Source organism: Pseudoduganella danionis, assembly GCF_009720775.1.
In the GTDB taxonomy this organism is placed as follows: Bacteria; Pseudomonadota; Gammaproteobacteria; order Burkholderiales; family Burkholderiaceae_D; genus Rugamonas; species Rugamonas danionis.
In genome coordinates, this window is sequence record NZ_WNKW01000001.1 from 1,783,047 (window position 1) to 1,808,373 (window position 25,327).

The following is a 25,327-nucleotide window of genomic DNA, read 5'->3' on the forward strand; positions in this document are numbered from 1 at the left end:
CCCCGATTTATATTTTTTGCAGTCGCTCTAAGGCGAGAGTCAGTGTTTCATCTTTTTTGGCAAAGCAGAAGCGCACGATGCCGGATTCCTTGCCCTGCTGGTAGAACGCCGAGACGGGTATCGCCGCTACCTTGATCTCCGTGGTCAGCCATTCGGCAAATTCCGCTTCGGTTTGCTGGGAGATTCTATCGTATCGCACGCATTGGAAGTAGGTTCCGTCGGCTGGCAGCAACTCGAAGCGCGAGCCTTGCAGGCCGGCGCGGAACAGATCGCGCTTGCGCTGGTAGAACGCTGGCAGCTCCAGATAGGGCTGGGGGTCAGCCATATAGGCCGCTATGCCGTGCTGCATGGGGGTGTTCACAGTGAACACATTGTACTGGTGGACTTTGCGGAATTCGGTCATCAGGCTGGCCGGTGCTGCCACGTAGCCCACTTTCCAGCCCGTCACGTGGTAAGTCTTGCCGAAGCTGGAAACGACGAAGGCACGCGCGGCCAGTTCCGGATAGCGGCACACGGACTCGTGGCGCGCACCGTCGTACACCATGTGTTCGTACACTTCGTCCGACAGCAGCAGGATGTCGGTGCCGCGCACGATGTCGGCCAGCGCCTGCAGGTCAGTGGCACGCAGCACGCTGCCGGTCGGATTGTGCGGGGTGTTGATGATGATCAGGCGCGTGCGCGGCGTGACGGCGGCGGCCACCTTGTCCCATGGCACGCTGTAGCCGCCGGCGCCGGTTTCCATCTGCACCAGCACGGGTATGCCGCCGGACAGGGTAATGGCTGGTACATAGCTATCGTAAGTCGGTTCGATGACGATCACTTCGTCGCCCGGATGCACGCAGCACAGGATGGCCGTGGTCAGTGCCTGTGTGGCGCCCGCTGTCACGGTGATTTCGCGCTCCACATCATACTGATGGCCGTACAGGCTGGCGATCTTGGCCACGATGGCCTGACGCAGCACGGGCGCGCCGCTCATCATCGGATACTGGTTGAAATCGGCCTGCATGGCGTCGTTGACGGCCTGGATCAGGCTGCGTTCGCACGCAAAATCCGGGAAGCCCTGACCCAGATTGACGGCCTGGGCCTGCACGGCCAGCGCCGACATGCGGCTAAATACGGTGGTGCCTACGGCAGGCAGGCGGCTATTCAGAACAGGCGTGGTCGGGGCGGCGGCAGGATGGCTCATGGGCTAGGGAATAATGGACGGTGTTTGATTCTAGCTCAGCGTCTCGCAGGCTTCCAGTGTCCAGGCTTCCGGCACCAGCACTTTGAACATGCCGGCCCGGCTCAGGCGCTTGGCCAGCTTGAGCAGTGCCTTGTCTTTGGTGATCAGCACGCTGGCGCCGGCATCGCGCGCGATTTCGAGAAACTTCTGGTCGGCGCGGTCTTTGCAGACGGGCAGCAGTAACGGCGACGTCTCGGGCGCCACCACTTTGATGAGCTGGTCGAAGCGGGCCGCCGCCGCGGGACGGTTGCTGTCGTCGAGCGGCAGGTGAGGGTAGCGCAGCACGATGTGGTATTCGTCGCGGCAGTCGGAACGCGTCACGGCTTCGACGGCGCCACTCTCGAGCGCGGCCACCAGCGCACCCCAGCGCGGGTCGCGGAACACGAACAGGTCGAGGCAGACATTGGTGTCGATGACGATGCGCGGGATGGCTTTTTGTGGAACAGGTATCATGTTGCTGTTTTGTATTTATGTTGATGTGAAATTTTATGCTGATAGTGCTTTCGCCTGCCAAAAGTCTCGATCTGGAGACGCCTCCGACCACCAAACTGCATACTGAGCCCGACTTCCTCGACCATTCCGCCGAGCTGATCGAGCGCCTGCGCGAACTGGCACCACAGGAGCTTGGTGAACTGATGGACCTGTCCGACAATCTCTCGGCCCTGAATGTGGCACGCTATGCGAGCTGGAGCCGCGATACCAGCGAAGGCCGTCAGGCGGTGATGGCTTTCAATGGTGACGTGTATGCCGGCCTCGACGCCCGCAGCCTGAAACCGGCCCAACTGGCCTACACGCAGAACCACGTGCGCATCCTGTCCGGCCTGTATGGCCTGCTGCGTCCGCTGGACCTGATCCATGCCCACCGGCTGGAAATGGGTACTAGCCTGAGCAACCCGCGCGGCAAGGATTTGTACGCATTCTGGGGTGATACGCTTACTGAAGCGCTCAACCGCACGGCGGCCGAGCAGGGCGCCACCACGCTGGTCAATCTGGCTTCCACCGAATACTTCAAATCCGTGCGGCCGAAAAAACTGGCACTGCCGGTGATTACGCCCCAGTTCGAAGACTGGAAGGGCGGCAAGTACAAAATCATTTCCTTCTACGCCAAGCGGGCCCGAGGACTGATGGCGCGCTATGCCGCCATCAAGAATATCCGTGATCCGCTGAAGCTGAAGAAATTCGACCTCGACGGCTATGCGTTTGACGCCAAGGATTCGACCGAGACCAACTGGATCTTCCGCCGCAAAGTGGCCGAGTAAAACTTTGTAAAGCCGGCAAGCAGATGTAAAACGGCCCCATAATCGGCCGCAAACTGCCCCGCAAGCGCATAAAAAAACCGGGATGGTGATCCCGGTTTCTCTGCTGCCGGCTTATTTAGCCGATCAATTCCACAACTGCCACCACTGGCGATCGGCTTTTTTGCCTTCATCCAGGAACTTGCTGGTGGGGTAGTTCAGCTTGAAAACGCGGGTAGTATCGTCGCGCAGTTCCGTCATGCCCAGCTTGTCGTAGCTGCGGATCATGATGAACAGGGCTTCTTCGATAGCCGGCGAATCGCGGTAATCGTTCATGATGCCCATGGCGCGGTTGGCTGCTGCCAGATAGGCGCCACGGCGGTAGTAGTAGCGCGCTACGTGTACTTCGTAGGAAGCCATGGCATTGACCAGATAACGCATACGGTCGATCGCATCTGGCGTATACTTGCTGTTCGGGAATTTTTCGACCAGCTGTTTGAACGCGGCAAACGCTTCGCGCGTGGCTTTCGGATCGCGTTCGGTGGCATCCTGCTCGTAAATGAAGTTAAGGAAGCCGATCTGGTCGTTAAAGTTGATCAGGCCGCGCAGATAGTACATATAATCGACATTGGCGTGATTCGGGTGCAGCTTGATGAAGCGCTCGACCGCTGCCAGTGCCTGGGCCTGATCCTGCGATTTGTAATAGGCATAAGCGATCTGCATTTGCGCCTGCTGGGCGTAAGTGCCGAACGGATAGCTCGATTCCAGCTTCTCATACAACTGAATTGCACGTTCGTAGTGCTGACCTTCCAGCTCTTCGTTCGCCTCCGAGTATAATTTCGTAGCGCTCCAACCTTTCGTCTCGTCAGCCTTCTCCGAGAACAGACCGCAACCGGACAAACTAAGCAGAACCAACGTTGCTGCAACTACTGATAATTTTTTTTGCATAAGTTTTGCAAGAAGCTGTTTAACCAAAGTTTTACGAGGCTAATTATAGCCGATAGGATTACCGTGATATTAACTCCAAAGCCGAATTTGGCCGAATCTTCCGCCACCCCCGAAACCGACACCGATCTGCTGCTCGACCACGACAGTGAATTCGGCGATGACGAGGATGGTCTGGCGCCGATAGAACTGAACCTCAGCTCGGAAGTGTGTGGTCAGCGTCTGGACAAGGTCATTTCGCATCTGGTGCCGCAATTCTCCCGTGGCCGCCTGCAAATGTGGATTACCGACGGCCACGTCACGGTCGACGGTAAAGTGGCCAAAAGCACCAAGGATACCGTCTACGGCGACGAGAAGATCGTCATTCTGCCCCAACCGGCGCCAGAAGACGAGGCTTTTAAGCCGGAGCCGATTCCGCTGAACATCGTTTATGAAGACGAACACCTGATCGTGATTAACAAACCGGCCGGTCTCGTGGTTCATCCGGGCAATGGCAACTGGTCCGGCACGCTGCTCAACGGCCTGCTGCATCACTGCCCGCAGCTGGCGGGCGTGCCCCGTGCCGGTATCGTGCACCGTCTCGACAAAGACACTTCCGGTCTGATGGTGGTGGGCAAGACCCTGCCGGCCCAGACCGATCTGGTGCGCCAGCTGGCCGCCCGTACCGTCAAGCGCGAGTACTTTGCGCTGGTGTGGGGTACGCCGCGCCTGAACGGCACCATCGACGCGTCCATGGGCCGTCACCCGAAAGACCGCATCAAGATGGCGATTTCCACCAATTTCTCCGCCAAACCGGCCATCACCCATTATCAGGTGCTGGCCTCGGGCGAGCTGGATCGCCGTCCCGTCAGTCTGGTGCAGTGCCGTCTGGAGACGGGCCGTACCCACCAGATCCGCGTGCACATGATGTCGATCGGCTTCTCGCTGGTGGGCGACGTCATGTACGGCAAGCAGCATCTGGCCAGCGTGTTCCCGCGTCAGGCGCTGCAGGCACGCCGGCTGGGTCTGGTGCATCCGGCCACGGGCGAGCAGTGCGAATGGCTGGTGCCGTTGGCAGAAGACTTCGCCGAACTGATCGCCAAGGCTGGCATCGCCGAGCCGGAACAAGTCTGATGACGGGTAGCACGCAGTGGCTGGTGCCGGACTGGCCGGGCCTGCCCAATCGGGTAGGCGTGCTGTCTACCACCCGTCTCGGTGGTGTCAGTTCAGCGCCGTATGACGATGGCGCAGGGCAGGGCGGGCTGAATCTGGGCACCCATGTGGGCGACGACGCTGCACAGGTGGCGCGCAACCGTGCGCTGCTCGGTGCAGCCTTGCCATCCGAGCCGGTCTGGCTCGAGCAGGTGCACGGTACGGCCGTGGTAGATATCGCTACCGTGGCTGCCGGTCAGGTGCCGCAGGCCGATGCCAGCATTTCCTCGTCGCCCGGCAAAGTCTGCATCATCATGACGGCCGATTGTCTGCCCGTGCTGTTCTGCGATGCGCTGGGCAAGACGGTGGGCGCGGCCCATGCGGGCTGGCGCGGTCTGGCCGATGGCGTGCTGGAACAGACGGTGGCTGCCATGCGCGATCAAGGCGCGCTGGGCATCACGGCGTGGATGGGGCCGGCCATCGGGCCCAGCCGCTTCGAAGTGGGAGGCGAAGTGCGGGAAATCTTCCAGCGCCATGCGGCCCATGCCGGCGGCGATGTGGAAGCCACGCTGGCCGCATTCTTACCCGTGGCCGGCAAAGACGATAAATATCTGGCCGATATCTATGCGCTGGCGCGTCTGCGCCTGCGTGCAGCCGGCGTGCAAGCCGTGTACGGCGGCAATGAGTGCACGGCCAGCGATGGCGCGCGCTTCTATTCCTACCGCCGCGATGGCGTCACGGGCCGGCAAGGCTCGTTGATTTGGATCAAATGAAACAGGCCCGTTCGGACTTAGTCTCGGGCGGGTTCCTGCGCCGGGCTGTGCGCTCCGGCTTCCGTAGTCACTTCCGACTGGCGCGCCTCGCGCGCTGCCTGTTCTTCAGCGCGCCGTCTGGCCTTGCGCTTGCCTGTGCCCGAAATGTAGATCAGGGTGCTCAGTGGCAACACGCAGTAGAACAAAAACGTTACAATTCCCGCAACCACGGTCGGTTCGGTCAATGCCATCAGGCCAACCACGTAAATCCAGGCTACAGCAACAATCAGCATACGCAATCCAGGTAAAGATTTTTAACTAATTTTTAGGGAATCAACCATGAATTTGCCCGACCCTCAAGCTATTGCCAACGCATGGATGTCGCAGATGAGCGACCCCGGACAATGGCAATCCTGGTTTAATCTGGCCCCCAGTACGGAAGCCAATCCACTGGCCGCCATGATGCAGGAGGTCGGTGCATCGGTAAAGCCTGAAGCCATGGAAACGCTGAAAAATCAGTATCTGCAGGATTTCGGCCAGCTGTGGCAGGATGTGCTGGCCGGCAAGGCGCCATCCGTATCGGACCGTCGCTTCACTTCGCCCGCATGGCAGGGCAATCCCATGTCGACCTTTAATGCGGCATCATACCTGCTCAATGCCAAATTCCTGAATGCCATGGTGGATACGGTGGAGACTACGCCGCAGCAGAAGCAGAAAATCCGCTTCGCCGTGCAGCAGATCATCGACGCCATGTCGCCTGCCAACTTCCTCGCTACCAATCCGGAAGCCCAGCAGAAGCTGATCGAAACCAAGGGCGAGAGCCTGACCAAAGGCCTGGCGAATATGCTGGCCGATATGAACAAGGGCCATATTTCCCTGTCCGACGAGAACGCCTTCGAAGTGGGCCGCAATCTGGCCACCACGCCCGGTGCCGTGGTGTTCGAGAACGAACTGTTCCAGCTGATCCAGTACGCGCCGCTGACGCCTACCGTGCACCAGCGTCCGCTGCTGATGGTGCCGCCGTGTATCAACAAGTTCTACATTCTGGACTTGCAGCCGGAAAATTCGCTGGTGCGCTACGCAGTAGAGCAGGGCAATACCGTGTTCCTGATTTCGTGGCGCAATCCCGACAAGAGCATGACCGGCACCAGCTGGGATGACTATGTGCAGGATGGTGTGATCGAAGCTATCAAAGTCACGCAGGAAATCAGCGGCCAGCAGCAGCTCAACATGTTGGGCTTCTGCGTGGGCGGTACGCTGGTCTCGACGGCGCTGGCCGTGCTGGCGGCGCGCGACCAGCATCCGGCTGCCAGCCTGACCCTGCTGACCACCTTCCTCGACTTTGCCGACACGGGTGTGCTCAGCGTGTTCGTCGATGAAACCCAGGTGGCGCTGCGCGAACAGCAGTTCCGTGACGGCGGCCTGATGCCGGGGCGCGATCTGGCCAGCACCTTCTCCAGCCTGCGGCCGAACGATCTGGTGTGGAACTATGTGCAGTCCAACTACCTCAAGGGTAATGAACCGCCCGCGTTCGATCTGCTGTACTGGAACTCGGACAGCACCAATCTGCCGGGGCCGATGTTCTGCTGGTATCTGCGTAACACCTATCTGGAAAACAAACTCAAGACGGGCAAGCTCAAGGTGGCCGGCGCGGCCGTCGATCTGACGGCCATACAGGCACCCGTGTTCATCTATGGCTCGCGCGAAGACCACATCGTGCCGTGGACCTCGGCGTTTGAGTCGATCAACATCCTTAATCCGGGCAAAGCCAGGGCCAACCGCTTTGTGCTTGGCGCTTCGGGCCACATCGCTGGTGTGATCAATTCGGCCTCCAAAAACAAGCGCAGCTACTGGGTCAATGACGCCACACCGGCGCGCGGCAGCAAGCGTCAGGATGCCGAGCAATGGCTGGCCGGCGCCACCGAAGTGCCGGGTAGCTGGTGGCCGCAGTGGGCAGATTTCCTTGCTACCCATGGCGGTAAAGACGTCAAAGCCAAGGCAAAAGTGGGCAATACGCGCTATCAGCCCATCGAAGCGGCACCGGGGCGTTACGTCAAGGCCAAGGCTGATTAAGTGCGAGGCCGGGGGCAGAAGTATGAGTAAAACTCAACTTCGTTGCGTTGCAATAAGACCCATAGTTAAGATGGTTAGTGCAACTTATGCTTTTTCCCCTCTATAATAGGTGTAGGTAACTGGGAAAGCGGACCAGGGTTCGCTTCTTTTTTTCGAATTGATGGAGTATGCGCTGCGGCGCAATAAACGGACTTGTGATGAGTAGTACGAAAAAAAATGCTGACCGTCTGATTAAAAAATACCCGAACCGCCGTCTGTATGACACGCAGACCAGTTCCTATATCACGCTGACGGACGTGAAACAGCTGGTGCTGGACAATGAACAATTTACCGTTGTTGATGCCAAGACCAATGAAGACCTGAGCCGCAGCATCCTGCTGCAGATTATTCTGGAAGAAGAGGCCAGCGGCGTGCCGATGTTCTCGACCGATGTGCTGGCCCAGATCATCCGCTTCTACGGCCACGCCATGCAGGGCATGATGGGCTCGTATCTGGAAAAGAACGTGCAAGCCTTCACCGACATCCAGCGCAAGTTCACGGGTAGTGCCGTGGGCGGCCTCGATGGCAAAGCCTTCAGCCCGGAAATGTGGACCCAGTTCATGAACGTGCAAGGCCCTATGATGCAGGGCATGATGAACAACTACATCGACCAGAGCAAGAGCCTGTTCGTGCAGATGCAGGAGCAGATGCAGAGCCAGAGCAAGAACCTGTTCGGTACTTTCCCGTTCACCCCCGGTGCAGCTCCGACCGAAAAGAAATAAGTTTTCTACCGTATAGCCGGTCCGTTCGGGCCGGTGCACGCGACAAAACGGCATGTCCACCTGTGTGGTCGTGCCGTTTTCGTATCTGTATTGCAAAAACTCGACATTTCCGTTGACACAAGAAATTCTTAGGCATTACTATCGCTTACCTGAAGTGGAAACGATTCCAAATTGTGGTCTGAGTATTTGATAGGGAGTGTCTGTGGTGTCCGTAGCGCTGGATCAGAGTATGTTGCCACCCGCCGATTCGGTGCTGTGGCAGAAGAATTTCCTGCTGGGTGCCGCCACGGCAGCCTATCAGATCGAAGGGGCCATCCACGCAGACGGCCGTCTGCCCTCGATCTGGGATACATTCTCGGCCACCCCCGGCAAAGTGCTGGCCGGTGATACGGGGGCCGTCGCCTGCGACCATTACCACCGCTGGGAAGAGGATGTGGCCCTGCTGGACATGCTCAAGGTGGATGCCTACCGTTTGTCGATCGCCTGGCCGCGCGTGATGACGGCTGACGGCCAGGCGAATCAGGCCGGCATCGCCTTCTACCGCAAGCTGCTGCAGGCGCTGCGCGCCAAAGGTATGAAAACTTTCGTCACCCTGTACCACTGGGATCTGCCCCAGCATCTGGAGGATCAGGGCGGCTGGACCAACCGCGCTACCGCTTACCGATTCGCCGAATATGCCGACATGATCAGCCGCGAACTGGCCGGTCTGGTCGATGCATGGGCGACGCTGAACGAACCATGGTGCTCGGCATGGCTGGGCTATGGCAATGGCCACCATGCACCGGGCAAGCAAGACGTGAAGCTGGCCACGCAAGCCATGCACCATCTGCTGCTGGGCCATGGTCTGGCCATGGCGCACCTGCGTGCCAACGATCCGGCAGCGCAGGCCGGCATCGTGGTCAATGTGGGCCATGCCACCACCACCGGCAATGGCGCAGCCGACCAGCGCGCTGCCATGCTGTTCGAAATGCAGAACAACCAGTGGGTACTCGACCCGCTGCTCAAGCAACGCTATCCGGCAGCCCTGTGGGAGCTGTGGCCGGACGCCCAGCCGCTCATGCAGGATGGTGATCTGGCCATCATCGGCGCGAAAGTCGATTACCTCGGCATCAATTACTACTTCCGCAGCAATGTGGTCAGCGATGGCCAGCATGGCTACACGGAAGTGCCGCTGGACGATGTGGAGCGCACCCAGATGGGCTGGGAAGTCTATCCCGACGGCTTGCGCCATCTGCTGGTTGGCTTCAAGCGCGACTATCCGCACCTGCCGCCCATCTACATTACGGAAAACGGCATGGCTTCGGACGATAAAGTGGTCGACGGGGAGGTCAACGATAGCCAGCGCATCAGCTTCTTCAACCGCCATCTGGCCGCCGTCGATCAGGCAGTCAAGGCCGGGGTCGATGTGCGCGGCTATTTCATCTGGTCGCTGCTCGATAACTTCGAATGGGCTTTCGGCTACGAGCGCCGCTTCGGCATCGTTCATGTCGACTACACCACGCAGCAGCGCACGCCCAAGCGCAGTGCCCAGTTAGTGCAGCAGTTCCTCGCAGCGCGGCGCAGCAAATAATGCGCAAGCATTGAGTTCCGCTCGGCCAACCGCATAAAATGGGCGTAACACGTCCTCAGGAGACAGAATGAACAAGGCTAACCAGCCGGGCAGGGTAGCGCGCAGACGCCAGCGGGTGTCGCTGGCCGCTTACCTTGCGCTGCTGCCGATGGCAGCTACGGTGCTGCTGGCGTATCTGGGCACCATGCTGTGGACGGCGCGCGTTTCCGTCAGCAGTTCGCGTACCTTCCCCAATAGTGATTTCGTCGGCGCGGCCCAGTACATCCGCCTGTTCAATAATGAGCGCTGGCTGCTGTCGCTGCAGAATATCGCCCTCTACGGCGTGCTGTTCATCATCGCCTGTCTGGCCATTGGCTTTCTGCTGGCCGTGTTCATCGACCAGAAGGTGATGGCTGAAGGCGCGTTGCGTACCGTCTTCCTGTATCCGTATGCGATGTCGTTTGTGGCCACGGGCCTGATCTGGCAATGGATACTCAATCCCGAGCTGGGCATACAGGAAGTGCTGCACAAGCTGGGCTTTGCCGAAGCGCGTTTCGACTGGATTGTGGATCAGGACATGGCGATCTATACCATCGTGATCGCCACCGTATGGCAGGCCTCCGGTCTGGTGATGGCGCTGATGCTGTCCGGCCTGCGCGGGGTGGACGAGGAAATCTGGAAGGCCTCCCGTATCGACGGCATACCGCGCTGGCGCGTGTATCTGAGTATCGTGCTGCCCATGCTGGGTGCCTCGCTGTCGACGGCTTTCGTACTGCTGTTTGTGATGGTGGTGAAAGTGTTCGATGCGGTGGTGGCCATGACGCAGGGCGGCCCCGGGACGGCCAGCGAAGTGCCGGCCAAATTCATCATGGATTATCTGTTTGGCCGGGCCAATATCGGCCTTGCTTCGGCCGCCTCTATCGTGCTGCTGGCGACCGTGCTGGCCATCGTCGCGCCGCTGTACTTTGTGCGTAGCCGCCGTGCTGCCAAAGGCGGTGCAGCATGAGCGCCGTCTCGACACCGCGCCGCACGCCGGGCTGGACGCCAGCCCGCATGGGCGTGTATGGCTTCCTGATTGTGGCGGCGCTGTTCTTCCTGCTGCCGCTGTACGTAATGCTGGTAACGTCGCTCAAGCCGATGGAAGAAATCCGTCTTGGGACGCTGTTCGCGCTGCCGCTGCATCCCACGCTGGAGCCATGGCTGCAGGCGTGGCAGTCAGCCTGCACGGGGCTGGAGTGCGACGGCATCCGTGGCGGCTTCTGGAATTCTGTCGCCATCGTCGTGCCGAGCACCATACTGTCTATCGCCATCGGCGCCGTGAACGGCTATGCGCTGTCGTTCTGGCGTCCGCGTGGTGCGGGGCTGCTGTTTGCCATCCTGATGATGGGCGCATTTATACCTGTGCAGGTGATGGTGTACCCGCTGGTGCGCATGCTGGCCACCTTGAATCTGTATAGCTCGTTGCCCGGCATCGTGCTGATACACACCATCTTCGGCATGCCCGTGATGACGCTGCTGTTCCGTAACTACTATGCGGCGCTGCCGGTGGAACTGTTCAAGGCAGCGCGTATCGATGGTGGTGGTTTCTGGCGCATCTTCCTGCAACTGATGCTGCCGATGTCCACGCCGGTGATTGTGGTGGCCGTGATCATGCAGGTTACGGGTATCTGGAACGACTTCCTGTTAGGGCTGGTGTTTGCCGGTACCGACCATCTGCCGATGACGGTACAACTGAATAACATCATCAACACCACCACGGGCGAGCGTCTGTACAACGTCAACATGGCCGCCACGATTCTGACGTCGCTGGTGCCGCTGGCTCTCTATTTCATTTCTGGCCGCTGGTTCGTGCGCGGCATCGCCTCTGGCGCGGTTAAAGGATAAAGCATGTCGAATGTAGCGATACGGGATTTGAAAATTACGCTGAGCGGTAACACGGTGATCGAATCCCTGAATCTGGATGTGAAGGCTGGTGAATTCGTCGTGCTGCTGGGGCCATCGGGCTGCGGTAAATCGACACTGCTGCACAGCATCGCAGGGCTGATCGATACCAGTGGCGGCCAGATCGAAATCGGCGGCAAGGATATGACCTGGGCCGATCCCAAAGACCGCGGCATTGCGCTGGTGTTCCAGTCCTACGCGCTGTATCCGACCATGGATGTGGAAGCCAATATGTCGTTTGGCCTGCGCATCAGCGGCACGCCCAAGGCGGAGATAGCGCGCCGCGTGGCGCGCGCTTCCGACATGCTGCAACTGGGGCCGCTGCTGAAGCGCAAACCGGCCAATCTGTCCGGTGGCCAGCGCCAGCGCGTGGCGATAGGCCGCGCCATAGTGCGCGAGGCCGACGTGATGCTGTTTGACGAACCGCTGTCGAACCTGGACGCCAAGCTGCGCACGGAATTGCGGCGTGAACTCAAGCAGCTGCACAAACAGCTGGGCGCCACCATGATCTATGTGACGCACGATCAGGTAGAGGCTATGACGCTGGCGCAGCGCATGGCCGTGATGAAGGGCGGCGTGGTGCAGCAGTTCGACACGCCGGACAATATCTACAGCCGTCCGGCCAATCTGTTTGTGGCCACCTTCCTCGGCTCGCCCGGCATGAATCTGTTCAAGGGCAAGCTGTCGGTGCAGGATACCCAGGTAGTGTTCCGCAATGAGCACCTGACGCTGGACGTCTCGGCCTATCCGTTTGCGCAGGCAGCCGTAGATGGGCAGGCTTGCGTGCTCGGCGTGCGCCCCGAAGATATCGACATCGGCAACCGCGATGGTGCCAGCAGTGCGGCCACAGGTACGGTCACGTTGATCGAAGCCATGGGCGCACACCGCGTAGTGTGGCTGGACCTGCAGGGCACGCCGGTGGCGGGCATCGTGCAGGATGGTCTGGCGGTGGAAAGCGAGCAGGCCATGGCGTTCTCCATCCGCAGCCAGCGCATTTCCCTGTTCGATGCCGCCAGCGAACAGCGCCTGTAATCGTTTAGCATCAGCCCACATTTCACGCGAGCAGATAAATTTGCTCACGTTCTGCATCCGTCTTTGATCGCGCACATTCCTAGACGGAAATATTTGCCGGATAATCATCCACAGGCTTACGTCGCCGGTCTGAAAAAGCTGGCGTATAGCCATGTGTGTCATCCCATAGTTCAACCTGCCGGAAGAGGAAATTATGCGCAAGCTTCTATTACTTTTCTTATTTGCTAGCGGTCTGGTTCCAGTTGCGCACGCGGAGGGTAAACGTCCCGAAGTGGCGCGTTATACGATGGCGTTTAGTGGTGAGCAAGGTTATCGGGTATGGATCACGCGCCTCGGAGCGAAGGAAAACCACGAGGCACTGGTACAGATCAGTGGAATCGACCACAAGCTTGATGGTCGCGTTCTGCGTGCCAAAGAGGTGGTTCAAACAGGCGGCAATAGCGTGAACTATATTGCTACTGTCGATGGCAAGTCCTATGATTTACTGGCGGTTCAGCGCGGCAAGGCGGAATTGCTCATCACAGGAATGGCGTGGACCAGTGAACTACGCTACGACAAGGCGCTGGCAGACCAGCGACCGCCAGAGCATCTGTTGACGGATTTTCTAGAAGGTTCGACGAAGCGATAAGAGCCTATGATTTTTGCTTGCCTTTATGCAGTGGACACCTATGACGCTGGTTGCGCCAACGTCGCGCGCATGGAGACGGTGACGGGATACTCGCGCACGATTTCGTGGCCCGTGCCATAGCACAGGTTGAGCAGCCAGCGGACGGCATTGCGGGTGACTTCCTGCATGGGGATGTGCACCGAGGTCAGTGGCGGCACGCTATATTCGGCCGTGTAGTCATCGTCGTAGCCGATGACGGAGACCTGTTGCGGCACGCTGATGCCGCGCTGGTGCAGGCAGGCGAGGGCGCCCACGGCCATCTCGTCGTTGGCGCAGAACAGGCCAGTGAATTTCTGCCCCTGATCCAGCAGCTGCGCAGCGGCGCCATAGCCGCTATCGCGCGAAAAGTCCCCATCCACCTGCTGCACATAGGCGCGAGTGATGCCGTGCCGTTCCAGCTCCGCATAGAAACCGCTGATGCGTTCGACGTTATCGAACGCCGAGGCAGGGCCGGAGATGACGGCGAGCTGGCGATGGCCCGCTTCGACCAGTGCCCGCGCCGCCAGTTCGCCGCCGCGGTAGTGGTCGGGGCAAAAGCCTGTTTCTGGCGCATGGGGATTGCGCCGGTTGAGGAAGGCGATGCGCGGCTGCTTCTTCTGCAGGGCCAGCATATCTTCTTCGCGCAGATCATGGGCCAGCACCACGATGCCGTCGCAATCACGGTCTATCAGGAAATTGACGGCTTCTATGGTTTCTTCGCGCCGGTCACCTTCGCCGCAGCCGGTAGCCACCACCACATGGCGGCGGATGGCGCGCAGCTCGATATCGGTCTGCTGCAGGATGGTGCCGTAGTAGGCTCCGAAGAAGGACGGCGTGTAAATGCCTATCATGCCCAGCGATTTGCTCGACAGCGAGCGTCCTATCGAAGACGGGCGGAAGTTCAGCTGCTCGACGGCCGCCTGCACTTTTTTCATGGCTTCAGCCGAGACAGGGCCTGCGCCGCTGATGGCGCGCGAGGCGGTGGACATGCCCACTCCCGCGAGGGCTGCGACGTCTTTTAGCGTTGCCACAAAATCTACACTCCATTCTTTGTTGCCGCAGCGTTTCTGAGGCGGCGGCCGGAGCGCCATCCTATCACGGCGCACTATGAAGAATGGGGTATAATGCTCGATTGCTCGACATTTTCACGCGTTTTCAACGCCCGCTTTCGACACCTGCTTTCGATACTTACCATGCAATCGCAATCTCTCTCCCGTAACAAGCCTGCCAGCGATACCGGCAGCACCACTGGCGCCGCGCCCAAAGTCGGTTTTGTCTCGCTGGGCTGCCCCAAGGCGCTGGTGGACTCCGAACAGATTCTGACCCAGCTGCGCGCGGAAGGCTATGAAACGGCCAAGTCCTACGACGGTGCCGATCTGGTCATCGTCAACACTTGCGGTTTCATCGACGCTGCCGTGCAGGAATCGCTCGATGCGATCGGCGAAGCGCTGGCCGAAAACGGCAAGGTGATCGTGACGGGCTGTCTGGGCGCGAAGAAGGATGCGTCTGGCGACGACATCATCATGAAAGTGCACCCGAAAGTGCTGGCCGTGACCGGCCCGCATGCGCTGGCGGAAGTGATGGACTCGGTCCACATCCACCTGCCCAAGCCGCACGAGCCTTTTCTTGATCTGATTCCGGCGCAGGGCGTGAAGCTCACGCCCAAGCACTACGCCTACCTGAAAATTTCCGAAGGCTGCAACCACCGCTGCAGCTTCTGCATTATCCCGTCCATGCGCGGCGATCTGGTCTCGCGTCCGATTGCGGACCTGATGCTGGAAGCGGAAAACCTGTTCAAATCGGGCGTGAAAGAACTGCTGGTGATTTCGCAGGATACCTCGGCCTATGGCGTGGATGTGAAGTTCCGCACCGGCTTCTGGAACGGCCGTCCGATCAAGACCCACATGACCCAGCTGACCGAAGCGCTGGGCGAACTGGCCAAATCGTATGGCGCGTGGATCCGTCTGCACTATGTGTACCCGTATCCGCACGTGGACCAGATCATCCCGATGATGGGCGACGGCCACATTCTGCCTTACCTCGACATCCCTATGCAGCACGCCCATCCGGAAGTGCTGAAGCGTATGAAGCGTCCGGCCAGCGGCGAAAAGAATCTGGACCGCATCCAGGCATGGCGCAAGATGAATCCGGACCTGACCATCCGTTCGACCTTCATCGCTGGCTTCCCCGGCGAGACGGAAGCGGAATTCGAATACCTGCTGGACTTCCTCAAGGAAGCGCAGATCGACCGCCTGGGCTGCTTCGCCTACTCGCCAGTGGAAGGCGCAACGGCCAACGAACTGGCCAACCCTGTGCCGGAAGAAGTGCGCGAAGAACGCCGTGGCCGCGTCATGCTGCTGCAGGAAGAAATCTCGCGTAACCGCCTGAAAGCCAAAGTCGGCAAGACCGTGCGCGTGCTGATCGACGAGATCAACCGCACCGGTGGCGTAGGCCGTACCAGCGCCGACGCGCCGGAAATCGATGGCGTGGTGTACGTCAAACCACCGTACGAGCCGCACAAGAAGCTGGCAGTGGGCCAGTTTGTCGACGTGAAGATCACCACGTCCGACGCGCACGACCTGTGGGGCGAGGCGCAATAAGCGAATCAAACCTATAATAAAGGCGGACCAGACATGGACCGCCTTTTTTTTCGTCCGAGCTTACTCATCATGACACTTAAAAAATCCCAGCAGACCGCCATCGTGCATCCCGATTACCGTGCACCGGAAGGCTTTGCCGCTTTTCCCGCCGTGATCCATCACGCTTCCACCGTGCTGTTCAAGAACGTGGCAGCCATGCGCTCGGGCGAATGGAAGGACAAGAACGCCTATACCTACGGCCTGCATGGCACGCCGACCACCTTCACGCTGGAAGCACGGCTGGCCGAAATCGAAGGTGGCGACTACTGCCTGCTGGCGCCTAGCGGTCTGGCGGCGATTGCGATGGTCGATCTGGGGTTGCTGCGCAGTGGCGACGATGTGCTGCTGCCTGATAACGTCTACAACCCGAATCGCGAACTGGGGCGCTGGCTGTCGGCCGATTACGGCATCACGGCGCGTTATTACGATCCGCTGATCGGCGCCGGTATCGCTGAACTCATACAACCGAATACTCGCCTGATCTGGACCGAAGCACCGGGCTCCGTGTCGATGGAAGTGCCGGATCTGCCTGCGATCTGCAAGGCAGCGCATGAGCGCGGTGTGGTGGTGGCACTGGATAACACGTGGTCGGCTGGGCTGGCGCTGCGTGGCTTCGATCTGGGTGTGGACATCATCATGCAGGCACTGACCAAATACCAGTCCGGCGGGTCGGATGTGCTGATGGGCGCTGTCATCACGCGCGACCGTGCGCTGCACGACAAGATCGCCGGTGCCCACATGCGTCTCGGCATGGGCGTAGGCGCGGACGATGCCTTCCTCGTTTCGCGCGGTCTGCCTACCATGCGTCTGCGCTTCGAAGCGCATGACGCGGCCGCACGCAAGCTGGCTGCATGGCTGCAGGCGCGTCCTGAAATCTCCAAAGTGCTGCATCCGGCCTTTACCGATTGCCCCGGCCACGAATTCTGGAAGCGCGACTTCACGGGCGCCGGCGGCCTGTTCTCCGTGATCTTCGATGAACAGTACACGGAAGCCCAGACTGATCGCTTCATCGACGCGCTGCAACTATTCAAGATCGGCTATAGCTGGGGCGGTGCCAACAGTCTGGTCATGCCTTACCGCATACAGAGCATGCGCAAGGACTGGCCTAACAAGGGCCAGCTGGTGCGCTTCAATGTGGGGCTGGAAGATGTGCACGACCTGATTGCCGATATCGAACACGCGCTGGAGGTGCTGCAATGAGCCGCTACTGGAGCGATGTCGTACACGCGCTGACGCCATATACGCCGGGCGAACAGGTGCAGATGCCGGGCTTGATCAAGCTGAATACCAACGAAAACCCGTATCCCCCTTCGCCGCTGGCCATCGCTGCCATGCAGGCGGCAGCGGGCGAACACTTGCGCAAGTATTCTGACCCGTCGAATGCTGCGCTCAAGGATACGCTGGCCGCCCACTTCGGCCTGCGCCGCGAGCAGGTATTTGTGGGGAATAGCTCGGACGAAGTGCTGGCCCATACCTTCCACGCGCTGCTCAAGCACGAGCTGCCGCTGCTGAGTCCCGATATCAGCTACAGCTTCTATCCGACGTATTGCAGCCTGTACGGCATCCGCAATGTGCAAGTGCCGCTTAACGCGCAATTCGAAATCGATATTGCCGACCATCTGCAACCGTGCGGCGCCATCATCATCGCCAACCCGAATGCACCGACTGGTATTGCGCTGCCGCTGGCGCAGATCGAGGCGCTGCTGCAGGCCCACCCCGATCAGGTGGTGGTGATCGACGAGGCCTATGTGGACTTTGGCGGCGAGAGCGCGGCTGCGCTGGTGAACCGTTACGAGAACCTGCTGGTGATCCAGACGCTGTCCAAATCGCGCTCGCTGGCCGGCCTGCGGGTCGGCTTTGCGCTTGGCCATGCCGATCTGATCGCCGGACTGGAACGGGTCAAGAACAGCTTCAATTGCTATCCGCTGGGGCAAGTGGCGCAGGCCGGTGCCCTGGCGGCGCTACAGGATGTGGCTTACACGCGCCAGACCTCGGCGGCCATCATCGCCAGCCGTGCATGGCTGACGCAGCAAATGCAGGCGCTGGGCTTCGAGGTACTGCCATCCAAGGCGAACTTTATCTTTGCGCGCCATCCATCGCATGATGCGGCCACGCTGGCAGCCGGGCTGCGCGAGCGCGCCATCCTCGTACGCCACTTCAAGCAGGCCCGTATCGACCAGTTCTTGCGCATCTCCATCGGCACAGACGAGGAATGCGCGCAACTGGTAGCGGCACTGCAAGTTTTGCTGTGAAGGATGCGGCGATGACTGGCAAAGTAGCGGTGCTGTTTGTCTGCATGGGGAATATCTGCCGTTCGCCTACGGCAGAAGGGGTGTTTCGCCAGCGCGTAGAAGCAGCGGGCATGGCTGACTGGATAGAGATCGATTCGGCTGGCACCCATGGCTACCATGTGGGCGAACAGCCGGACCCCCGTTCGATGGAATTTGCGCTCAAGCGTGGCTACGATCTATCGAGCCAGCGTTCGCGCAAGGTGAAGGCCAGCGATTTCGAAGTGTTCGATCATGTGCTGGCGATGGATCAGCACAATCTGAGTTTGCTGGAAGCTGCTTGTCCGCCCGAGCACCGCCACAAGCTGGGGCTGTTCATGCAGCACGCCAGCCGTAGCGGCGCGCTGGAAGTGCCCGATCCCTACTACGGCGGCGGGCGTGGCTTCGATCTGGTGCTCGACTATATCGAAGATGCGTCGGACGGCTTGCTGGAATTGTTGCGCCGCCCGCAGCGCTAGCAGCGCAGCCCGCGCCTGATCAGGCCAGCAACGGCAGGATGCCGTCCAGCCCGACGAAGTTGAGCGCTACGCTGGCCTGTTCGCGCACCACCGGCTTGGCGCGGAATGCTACCGACATGCCGGAAATGCTCATCATCTTCAGATCATTGGCGCCGTCGCCCATGACGATGGCCTGACTGGTGCTGATGCCCAGTTCGGCGCACACACGTTCCACCGTACGTTTCTTCTCTTCCGCATCGACGATGCCGCCAATGACATTGCCGGTCAGGCGGCCATCGATAATTTCCAGTTCGTTGGCGTGGGTGTAGTCCAGTCCCAGACGCTGTTTCAGGCGCGCGGTGAAGAAGGTGAAGCCGCCCGATACCAGCAGGGTCTTCATGCCCGCCTGCTGCACGGCCTTGAGCATGGCTTCCGCGCCCAGCGACAATTGCAAACGCTCTTCGTACACGCGTTCTAGTGCCGAAGCTTCCAGACCTTTGAGCAGTGCCACGCGGCGTTTCAGGCTGGCCGAGAAATCCAGTTCGCCGCGCATGGCCGCTTCGGTGATCTCCGATACTTCCGCCTTCAGGCCCTGCATGTCGGCGATTTCGTCGATGCACTCGATGGTGATCAGCGTGGAATCCATGTCCATCGCAACCAGTTTGAAGTCGCTCATCTTGCGCTGGCCAGCGTCGTAAGTGATATCGACTTTGGCTGCCAGTGCTGCCGCAGCCAGATTTTGGCGCTGCGTAGCGTCCAGTGCCACGCCTTCGCAGCGCAGCGCCGTGTCGCTGAGCCAGCGGCTGCTGGCCGTGCCGGTCACGTCAGCCAGTGCTGCCAGCTGTTGCAGTTGCGCCTTGCAGTCGCCCAGACCCTGCAGCACCAGATTCGTCATATTGTTTTCCGTATTCATAAAAAGAGAGAGTGCCTTGGACTAGCTGGTCAGCTGCTTGATGGCGCCCTTGATCTGGGCCACACGCGTGGTCAGATCCGGCATGGCCGCAGTGATCTTCAGCTTGTCCTGTCCGTTCAGTTTGATCTGGCGGTTCTTCTGTATCAGTTCAATGATGCGCATCGGGTCGATGGGCGGCTTGGCCATGAACTGCAGATTGGCTGCTTCGGTGTGGGCATCGATTTTGATAATGCCGACAGTCTTGGCAGCGATGCGCAGACGGTGGGTTTCGATCAGGGCCTTGACGGCATCGGGCAGTTTGCCGAAGCGGTCGATCAGTTCTTCCTGCATGTCGTCGATTTTGTCTTGGGCATTGCAGTTGGCCATACGCTTGTAGATGGACAGGCGTTCGTGCACGTCGCCGCAGAAGTCTGCGGGTAGCAGGGCAGGCACGTGCAGATTGATTTCGGTGGTGGTGGAAAGTGGCGCCGCCAGATCCGGCTCCTTGCCCGCCTTGAGCGCGCGCACGGCTTCGTTGAGCATGTCCGAATACAGCTGGAAGCCCACTTCCGTCATTTCGCCGGACTGGTTATCGCCCAGCACTTCACCCGCGCCACGGATTTCCAGATCGTGCATGGCCAGATAGAAGCCGCTGCCCAGTTCTTCCATCTGCTGGATGGCGTCTAGGCGGCGCTGCGACTGTTTGCTCAGCGCGCCCACATCGTTCACCAGCAGATAGGCATAAGCCTGGTGGTGCGAACGGCCCACACGGCCGCGCAACTGGTGCAGCTGCGCCAGACCGAATTTGTCGGCACGGTGCATGATGATGGTGTTGGCGGTGGGGACGTCGATACCGGTTTCGATAATCGTGGTACACAGCAGGATGTTGTAGCGCTGTGCCACGAAGTCGCGCATGACTTTTTCCAGATCGCGTTCGTGCATCTGGCCGTGCGCCACGGCGATACGCGCCTCAGGCAGCAGTTCGGTCAGCATGGCCAGACGGTTCTGGATGGTCTCCACTTCATTGTGCAGGAAGTAGACCTGACCGCCCCGCTTGAGTTCGCGCAGGCAAGCTTCGCGGATAATCGATTCGCCTTCGCTGCGTACAAAGGTCTTGATGGCGAGGCGTTTCTGTGGTGCCGTAGCGATCACGGAAAAGTCGCGCAGGCCTTCCAGCGCCATGCCCAGCGTACGCGGTATCGGCGTCGCCGTCAGCGTCAGCACGTCCACTTCGGCGCGTAGCGACTTCAGGGCTTCCTTCTGGCGTACGCCGAAACGGTGTTCCTCGTCGATGATGACCAGACCAAGGCGGGTAAATTTCACATCGTCCGACAGCAGCTTGTGGGTGCCGATGACGATATCGAGCGTGCCGTCAGCCATGCCCTTGATGGCCTGACTGATTTCCTTGCCAGTGCGGAAGCGCGACATTTCCGCGATCTTCACGGGCCAGTCGGCAAAGCGGTCGGCAAAGGTCTGGGCATGCTGCTCGGCCAGCAGCGTGGTCGGTGCGAGGATGGCCACCTGCTTGCCGCCCATTACAGCGATGAAGGCAGCGCGCAGTGCCACTTCCGTCTTGCCAAAGCCGACGTCACCGCACACCAGACGGTCCATCGGTTTGCCGGACGTCATATCGCGCATCACATTGTTGATGGCTTCCTGCTGGTCCGGCGTTTCGTCGAAGCCGAAGCTGTCGGCAAAGCGCTCGTAATCATGCGCCGAGTATTCGAAAGCGTGACCCTGACGCAGCGCGCGGCGCGCGTACAGATTAAGCAGCTCGGCCGCCGTATCGCGTACCTGTTCGGCCGCTTTGCGCTTGGCTTTCTCCCACTGGCCGGAGCCGAGCGAGTGCAGCGGCGCGTCGTCGGGCGAAGCGCCCGAATAGCGCGAGATCACGTGCAACTGCGATACCGGCACATACAGCTTGGTGTCCTTGGCATATTCCAGATGCAGGAACTCGGTTTCGCCTTCGCCCAGATCCATGCTGGTCAGGCCCATGTAGCGGCCGATGCCGTGGTTGATGTGCACTACCGGATCGCCGATCTTCAGCTCGGACAGATCGCGCACCATGGATTCCACCTGCGTGACGCCTTCCTGCTTTTTCTTGCCCACGCGGCGACCGGAGCCGGCATACAGTTCCGTCTCGGTGATGAAGATCAGGTGCTCGTCCGGCGTGGACAGCTCGAAGCCCGCGTGCAGCGGTGCGACGCCCAGCATCAGTTTGGCGCTGGAGGTGATGAAGCCTTCGTAGCCTTCGGCCGGCGTCAGTGCCAGATCGTATTCGTTGAAGTACTGTTGCAGCGTTTCGCGCCGGCCGTTGGACTCGGCGCAGATCATCACGCGGCGGCCAGCCTGCAGTAGGTAAGCGCGCAGATTGGTCAGCGGATCGTCGCTGTGGCGGTTGACGGCGATGTTGGGCACAGGGGCCGACAGTTCGGAGGCGCTCGCATCGGGCTCGCGGCTGATGACGAGGCGGCCGTACGGCTTGGCCAGCACGAAGAACTGTTCGTCCGACAGGAATAGCGACTCGGGTGGCAGGATGGGGCGTTCGCGGTCGGCCTTCAGGAAGCGGTAGCGCGAGCTGGTATCGGTCCAGAAGCGCAGAATGGCGGCATTGATATCGCCCACCAGTGCCAGCGTCGCGCCTTGCGGCAGATAGTCGAACAGGGTGGCAGTCTGCTCGAAGAATAGCGGCAGATAGTATTCGATACCGGCCGAAGCGATGCCGGAACTGATGTCCTTGTACACCACCGAGCGCGAAGGATCGCCTTCGAACTGCTCGCGCCAGCGGCTGCGGAAGGTGGTGCGGGCCGCTTCGTCCATGGGGAATTCGCGCCCCGGCAGCAGCCGCACTTCCTGCACCGGATACAGCGAGCGCTGGGTGTCGGCATCGAAGGTGCGTATGGTTTCTATGGTGTCGCCGAACAGGTCGAGCCGGTAGGGCAGGGCCGAACCCATGGGGAACAGGTCGATCAGGCCGCCGCGCACCGAGTACTCGCCGGGCGACATCACCTGCGTCACGTGGGTGTAGCCGGCCAGCGTGAGCTGGGTTTTCAGGCGCGCTTCGTCCAGCGATTCGCCCTTCTTGAAGAAGAAGGTGTAGGCCGCGAGGAAGGAAGGCGGCGCCATGCGCACCAGCGCCGTGGTGGCCGGCACCAGCATCACATCGCACTGGCCGCTGGAGATTTCATGCAGCGTCGCCAGACGTTCGGACACCAGATCCTGATGGGGCGAAAACGCGTCGTAAGGCAGGGTTTCCCAGTCCGGCAGCAAATGGCAGCGCAACTGATCGCCGCCGAACCATGGAATTTCAGCGAGTAGTCGCTGGCCGTCGCTGGCGCTGGCCACGATCACGGCCAGCATCTGGCCTTGGGCTTTGAGTGCTAGCGCCGTTTGCGCCAGTGCGTAGGCGTCCGACGAGCCATGCAGTGCAGGCAGGGCGTAACGGTTGCCGGGTTTGGGGATGGAATTTTTTAAGACCAGAGACACAACGCAGCTTCACTGTTAAGGCGCATCGCCAGAGTGGCGATGCCGCTGCCAGCATTATAGACCAAGCCCCGCCAGCTCGTTATGGCGGGGTTGGCCGGTTGGCCACACCAAACGGTACATGCACCATAGGGATGTTGCCACCTGCCGACTTCAGATGGCTTAACTGGTCGTCAAAGAAGATGTGCGGCTTGAGTATGCCCAGCACGCGGGCTTTCTCCATCCCACCCAGGAAAAAGGTCTCATTGGCCGATACACCCCAGCTTTTCAGTGTCGTCACCACGCGTTCGTGAGCGGGCGCGCTGCGTGCCGTGATGATGGCGATGCGCAGGATCTTGCGGTAGGACGGATCGCGCTGTTGGGCTTGCTCTTCCAGACGCTGCATGTGCGACAGTTTCTGGAATAGAGCGGCCAGCGGGCCAGGCTGGTGCGGCACAGCGACCCGTTCGCGCTCGTGGGCATGGAACTCGTCCACATTGTTATTGCGCTTGAATACGGTTTCGGATTCGTCATCGGCAATCACACCGTCAAAGTCGAAGGCTACGCGTAACTCGTTGTCGCTGTCATCGTCCTCAATGCGCGATGGCAGCACCAGTCCGGCCGGGAAATTGGCGGCCAGCGCATTGCGCACATCTTCCTCGTGCGCCGTGAGGAATAAGGAGGTATTGAAGGCGGGCAGATAGGTGTAGGGGGAATTGCCGGTCACAAAACAGGCGCGCGAAATGTCCAGCCCGTAATGGGCGATGGAATTCATCACGCGCAGCCCGGTTTCCGGTGAATTGCGTGACAGCAGCACCACTTCGACCGGTGCTTCGCCGGCGAAATGCTGGTTAATACTGAGGAAGCGACGGATGAAAGGAAAGGCAACGCCCTTGTCCAGTACCACGTCGTGTTGGGCTTCCTGATACTTTCGGTAACTTTCTTCACCTTCTTCCAGAAATATTTTATGCGACGCGCTGAGGTCGAACAGGGCGCTGGAAGCGATGCCAATGACAAGCTTGTTTTCGATGGGATAGGCCATGGCAGAGGGGCTGGTTGTAATGCTTGCTACTTTACCGCATCGCCAACTAGCGTGCTGGATTTGTGAATTGGTATGAAACTGGTAGTTAAAACAAAATAATTTTCATTGTCAGGATGGTTATTTCTATTGTTTTAAGGATATAATTCTTCCCATGCAGTCTGGTTTTACCCGTTTTGCTTACCTTTTAATCAACGTATACCAATTACATACCATGACCACTTCAAATCTGATCAAACGTGTTTTGCCACTGGTGTTGAGCATCGCAGCAATCGGTACGGCCCAGGCCGCTGTACCGAGTTTCGACCTCGGCGCCGCCAGCAACTACAGTGCTTATATTTACGGCAACGTCAGCAAAGTAACGGACATCGAAGGCCGTCTGGCCGTCGGTGGCGACTTCACTGCCTCCGGCACTTCCATCGGCTACCGCGCTCCTTACGGCAGCACCGGCCCTAGCCTGGTAGTGGGCGGCAACGTGAGCCTGAGCGGTGGCGACATCTATGCGCCACCTAAATCCAAGGTGGACACCACGGTAGGCTATGGCCCTATCACCAGCTACACCAAAGCCCTGAATGGCAAAGGTGTGTATGGCGGTACCAATACTTCCTCGAAATATCACAACCTGACCCAGAAGGACATCAGCAAGGTGACGGACTTCGCCGCCACCAAGACCAGCCTGACGGCGCTGTCCAACACCCTGAGCAAACAGGCCAGCAACGGCACCTCGGTCAAATTCGCCAATGGCGGTATTTCGCTGGTGGGTAACGGCAAATCGGGCGTGGAAGTATTCAATCTGGACACCAATAACCTGACCAATCTGACCCTGAGCAACGTGGCCAAAGACGCTATCGTGCTGATCAACGTCACCGGCACGGGGACGGTGACTTTCGGCGGCGGTCAGGATGGCCAGCTCGAAGCCCTGCGCAACAATGTGCTATTTAATCTGAACGGCGCAACCGGCGTGCAGATTTCGACCTTCACCTGGGGTTCGATACTGGCCAACAATGCAGATCTGACGGGCACGGGCCACCTGGAAGGCAGCATTGTTGCCAAGTCGATCAGCTCGGCCGTGGAAGTGGGCTGGGAACCGTTCAAGGGCTATGTGGCTCAGCCAGTACCTGAACCAGAAACCTATGCAATGATGCTGGCCGGTCTGGCACTGGTGGGGGGCATTGCGCGCCGCCGTCGCCAACAGCAAGGCCGCTGAAAGCAAGCCTACTAGTAACTGTTACAAAAATAGCTGCTTCGGCAGCTATTTTTGTTTGTCCAGAACACTTCCA

General features: G+C 59.7%; 23 protein-coding genes. 15 read left to right on the plus strand and 8 right to left on the minus strand.

Annotated features, from left to right (window positions below; translation table 11 throughout):
- Positions 1 to 7: 7 nt before the first annotated feature.
- Positions 8 to 1,186 carry a pyridoxal phosphate-dependent aminotransferase gene (locus tag GM655_RS07800; protein WP_155433958.1) on the minus strand — a complete coding sequence of 393 codons (1,179 nt, stop codon included), beginning with the start codon at positions 1,184 to 1,186 and terminating at the stop codon, positions 8 to 10.
- Positions 1,187 to 1,216: 30 nt separating this feature from the next.
- Positions 1,217 to 1,678: a putative toxin-antitoxin system toxin component, PIN family gene (locus tag GM655_RS07805; protein WP_155433959.1), complete on the minus strand. Its 462-nt coding sequence runs from the start codon at positions 1,676 to 1,678 to the stop codon at positions 1,217 to 1,219.
- A gap of 35 nt (positions 1,679 to 1,713) precedes the next feature.
- Here GM655_RS07805 and yaaA point away from each other — a divergent pair, with 35 nt between their 5' ends.
- The gene (gene yaaA / locus GM655_RS07810; RefSeq protein WP_155433960.1) at positions 1,714 to 2,484 is read left to right on the plus strand and encodes a peroxide stress protein YaaA; all 771 of its coding nucleotides are present in this window, start codon (positions 1,714 to 1,716) and stop codon (positions 2,482 to 2,484) included.
- Between the two features lie 123 nt (positions 2,485 to 2,607).
- Here yaaA and GM655_RS07815 read toward each other — a convergent pair whose 3' ends face one another.
- Positions 2,608 to 3,408 (minus strand): outer membrane protein assembly factor BamD, encoded by an 801-nt coding sequence (locus tag GM655_RS07815; protein ID WP_155433961.1) that lies wholly within the window; start codon positions 3,406 to 3,408, stop codon positions 2,608 to 2,610.
- A gap of 63 nt (positions 3,409 to 3,471) precedes the next feature.
- Here GM655_RS07815 and GM655_RS07820 point away from each other — a divergent pair, with 63 nt between their 5' ends.
- Positions 3,472 to 4,518 (plus strand): RluA family pseudouridine synthase, encoded by a 1,047-nt coding sequence (locus tag GM655_RS07820; protein ID WP_371866730.1) that lies wholly within the window; start codon positions 3,472 to 3,474, stop codon positions 4,516 to 4,518.
- Positions 4,518 to 5,309 carry a peptidoglycan editing factor PgeF gene (gene pgeF / locus GM655_RS07825; protein WP_155433962.1) on the plus strand — a complete coding sequence of 264 codons (792 nt, stop codon included), beginning with the start codon at positions 4,518 to 4,520 and terminating at the stop codon, positions 5,307 to 5,309. The genes GM655_RS07820 and pgeF overlap by 1 nt, the downstream gene beginning before the upstream one ends.
- 17 nt (positions 5,310 to 5,326) lie before the next feature.
- Here pgeF and GM655_RS07830 read toward each other — a convergent pair whose 3' ends face one another.
- Complete coding sequence (locus GM655_RS07830) at positions 5,327 to 5,581, minus strand: hypothetical protein (protein ID WP_155433963.1); 255 nt, start codon at positions 5,579 to 5,581, stop codon at positions 5,327 to 5,329.
- Positions 5,582 to 5,627: 46 nt separating this feature from the next.
- Here GM655_RS07830 and phaC point away from each other — a divergent pair, with 46 nt between their 5' ends.
- The 7 genes from phaC to GM655_RS07865 all read left to right on the plus strand — a co-directional run bounded on the left by phaC (position 5,628) and on the right by GM655_RS07865 (position 13,272).
- Positions 5,628 to 7,361: a class I poly(R)-hydroxyalkanoic acid synthase gene (gene phaC / locus GM655_RS07835; protein ID WP_155433964.1), complete on the plus strand. Its 1,734-nt coding sequence runs from the start codon at positions 5,628 to 5,630 to the stop codon at positions 7,359 to 7,361.
- A 197-nt stretch (positions 7,362 to 7,558) separates the two neighbouring features.
- Positions 7,559 to 8,122, plus strand: coding sequence for a polyhydroxyalkanoate synthesis repressor PhaR (gene phaR / locus GM655_RS07840; RefSeq protein WP_155433965.1), 564 nt, complete (start codon positions 7,559 to 7,561; stop codon positions 8,120 to 8,122).
- 229 nt (positions 8,123 to 8,351) lie between these two features.
- Positions 8,352 to 9,692, plus strand: a complete 1,341-nt coding sequence (locus tag GM655_RS07845) for a GH1 family beta-glucosidase (protein WP_155433966.1) — start codon at positions 8,352 to 8,354, stop codon at positions 9,690 to 9,692.
- Positions 9,693 to 9,759: 67 nt separating this feature from the next.
- The gene (locus GM655_RS07850) at positions 9,760 to 10,677 is read left to right on the plus strand and encodes a carbohydrate ABC transporter permease (protein WP_155433967.1); all 918 of its coding nucleotides are present in this window, start codon (positions 9,760 to 9,762) and stop codon (positions 10,675 to 10,677) included.
- Positions 10,674 to 11,555, plus strand: a complete 882-nt coding sequence (locus GM655_RS07855; RefSeq protein WP_155433968.1) for a carbohydrate ABC transporter permease — start codon at positions 10,674 to 10,676, stop codon at positions 11,553 to 11,555. The genes GM655_RS07850 and GM655_RS07855 overlap by 4 nt, the downstream gene beginning before the upstream one ends.
- Before the next feature lie 3 nt (positions 11,556 to 11,558).
- Positions 11,559 to 12,644 carry an ABC transporter ATP-binding protein gene (locus GM655_RS07860; protein ID WP_155433969.1) on the plus strand — a complete coding sequence of 362 codons (1,086 nt, stop codon included), beginning with the start codon at positions 11,559 to 11,561 and terminating at the stop codon, positions 12,642 to 12,644.
- A 193-nt stretch (positions 12,645 to 12,837) separates the two neighbouring features.
- Positions 12,838 to 13,272 carry a hypothetical protein gene (locus GM655_RS07865; protein ID WP_155433970.1) on the plus strand — a complete coding sequence of 145 codons (435 nt, stop codon included), beginning with the start codon at positions 12,838 to 12,840 and terminating at the stop codon, positions 13,270 to 13,272.
- 38 nt (positions 13,273 to 13,310) lie between these two features.
- On the opposite strand, the gene GM655_RS07870 is transcribed toward GM655_RS07865, so the two are convergent.
- Complete coding sequence (locus GM655_RS07870) at positions 13,311 to 14,321, minus strand: LacI family DNA-binding transcriptional regulator (protein WP_371866731.1); 1,011 nt, start codon at positions 14,319 to 14,321, stop codon at positions 13,311 to 13,313.
- Positions 14,322 to 14,483: 162 nt separating this feature from the next.
- Here GM655_RS07870 and rimO point away from each other — a divergent pair, with 162 nt between their 5' ends.
- The 4 genes from rimO (at position 14,484) to GM655_RS07890 (ending at position 18,675) form a co-directional block, all read left to right on the plus strand.
- Positions 14,484 to 15,890, plus strand: coding sequence for a 30S ribosomal protein S12 methylthiotransferase RimO (rimO, locus tag GM655_RS07875; RefSeq protein WP_155433972.1), 1,407 nt, complete (start codon positions 14,484 to 14,486; stop codon positions 15,888 to 15,890).
- A gap of 69 nt (positions 15,891 to 15,959) precedes the next feature.
- Positions 15,960 to 17,129 (plus strand): cystathionine beta-lyase, encoded by a 1,170-nt coding sequence (locus tag GM655_RS07880; protein ID WP_155433973.1) that lies wholly within the window; start codon positions 15,960 to 15,962, stop codon positions 17,127 to 17,129.
- Positions 17,126 to 18,181: a histidinol-phosphate transaminase gene (gene hisC / locus GM655_RS07885; RefSeq protein ID WP_155433974.1), complete on the plus strand. Its 1,056-nt coding sequence runs from the start codon at positions 17,126 to 17,128 to the stop codon at positions 18,179 to 18,181. Before GM655_RS07880 ends, hisC begins: the two co-directional genes overlap by 4 nt.
- An 11-nt stretch (positions 18,182 to 18,192) precedes the next feature.
- Complete coding sequence (locus GM655_RS07890; RefSeq protein WP_155433975.1) at positions 18,193 to 18,675, plus strand: low molecular weight protein-tyrosine-phosphatase; 483 nt, start codon at positions 18,193 to 18,195, stop codon at positions 18,673 to 18,675.
- A 19-nt stretch (positions 18,676 to 18,694) separates the two neighbouring features.
- Here GM655_RS07890 and serB read toward each other — a convergent pair whose 3' ends face one another.
- The 3 genes from serB to GM655_RS07905 form a co-directional block, all read right to left on the minus strand.
- On the minus strand, positions 18,695 to 19,567 hold the full coding sequence (serB, locus tag GM655_RS07895; RefSeq protein WP_155433976.1) for a phosphoserine phosphatase SerB: 873 nt from the start codon (positions 19,565 to 19,567) through the stop codon (positions 18,695 to 18,697).
- Between the two features lie 21 nt (positions 19,568 to 19,588).
- Positions 19,589 to 23,032 (minus strand): transcription-repair coupling factor, encoded by a 3,444-nt coding sequence (gene mfd, locus GM655_RS07900; RefSeq protein WP_371866732.1) that lies wholly within the window; start codon positions 23,030 to 23,032, stop codon positions 19,589 to 19,591.
- A 79-nt stretch (positions 23,033 to 23,111) separates the two neighbouring features.
- Positions 23,112 to 24,050, minus strand: coding sequence for a 5'-nucleotidase (locus tag GM655_RS07905; RefSeq protein ID WP_155433977.1), 939 nt, complete (start codon positions 24,048 to 24,050; stop codon positions 23,112 to 23,114).
- 211 nt (positions 24,051 to 24,261) lie between these two features.
- Here GM655_RS07905 and GM655_RS07910 point away from each other — a divergent pair, with 211 nt between their 5' ends.
- Complete coding sequence (locus GM655_RS07910; RefSeq protein WP_155433978.1) at positions 24,262 to 25,254, plus strand: choice-of-anchor A family protein; 993 nt, start codon at positions 24,262 to 24,264, stop codon at positions 25,252 to 25,254.
- Positions 25,255 to 25,327: the final 73 nt, after the last annotated feature.

Coding starts and splice junctions, on each gene's coding strand:
- GM655_RS07800 (WP_155433958.1), bottom strand. CDS start 1,186: ATGAGCCATCCTGCCGCCGCCCCGACCACGCCTGTTCTGAATAGCCGC.
- GM655_RS07805 (WP_155433959.1), bottom strand. CDS start 1,678: ATGATACCTGTTCCACAAAAAGCCATCCCGCGCATCGTCATCGACACC.
- yaaA (WP_155433960.1), top strand. CDS start 1,714: ATGCTGATAGTGCTTTCGCCTGCCAAAAGTCTCGATCTGGAGACGCCT.
- GM655_RS07815 (WP_155433961.1), bottom strand. CDS start 3,408: ATGCAAAAAAAATTATCAGTAGTTGCAGCAACGTTGGTTCTGCTTAGT.
- pgeF (WP_155433962.1), top strand. CDS start 4,518: ATGACGGGTAGCACGCAGTGGCTGGTGCCGGACTGGCCGGGCCTGCCC.
- GM655_RS07830 (WP_155433963.1), bottom strand. CDS start 5,581: ATGCTGATTGTTGCTGTAGCCTGGATTTACGTGGTTGGCCTGATGGCA.
- phaC (WP_155433964.1), top strand. CDS start 5,628: ATGAATTTGCCCGACCCTCAAGCTATTGCCAACGCATGGATGTCGCAG.
- phaR (WP_155433965.1), top strand. CDS start 7,559: ATGAGTAGTACGAAAAAAAATGCTGACCGTCTGATTAAAAAATACCCG.
- GM655_RS07845 (WP_155433966.1), top strand. CDS start 8,352: ATGTTGCCACCCGCCGATTCGGTGCTGTGGCAGAAGAATTTCCTGCTG.
- GM655_RS07850 (WP_155433967.1), top strand. CDS start 9,760: ATGAACAAGGCTAACCAGCCGGGCAGGGTAGCGCGCAGACGCCAGCGG.
- GM655_RS07855 (WP_155433968.1), top strand. CDS start 10,674: ATGAGCGCCGTCTCGACACCGCGCCGCACGCCGGGCTGGACGCCAGCC.
- GM655_RS07860 (WP_155433969.1), top strand. CDS start 11,559: ATGTCGAATGTAGCGATACGGGATTTGAAAATTACGCTGAGCGGTAAC.
- GM655_RS07865 (WP_155433970.1), top strand. CDS start 12,838: ATGCGCAAGCTTCTATTACTTTTCTTATTTGCTAGCGGTCTGGTTCCA.
- rimO (WP_155433972.1), top strand. CDS start 14,484: ATGCAATCGCAATCTCTCTCCCGTAACAAGCCTGCCAGCGATACCGGC.
- GM655_RS07880 (WP_155433973.1), top strand. CDS start 15,960: ATGACACTTAAAAAATCCCAGCAGACCGCCATCGTGCATCCCGATTAC.
- hisC (WP_155433974.1), top strand. CDS start 17,126: ATGAGCCGCTACTGGAGCGATGTCGTACACGCGCTGACGCCATATACG.
- GM655_RS07890 (WP_155433975.1), top strand. CDS start 18,193: ATGACTGGCAAAGTAGCGGTGCTGTTTGTCTGCATGGGGAATATCTGC.
- serB (WP_155433976.1), bottom strand. CDS start 19,567: ATGAATACGGAAAACAATATGACGAATCTGGTGCTGCAGGGTCTGGGC.
- GM655_RS07905 (WP_155433977.1), bottom strand. CDS start 24,050: ATGGCCTATCCCATCGAAAACAAGCTTGTCATTGGCATCGCTTCCAGC.
- GM655_RS07910 (WP_155433978.1), top strand. CDS start 24,262: ATGACCACTTCAAATCTGATCAAACGTGTTTTGCCACTGGTGTTGAGC.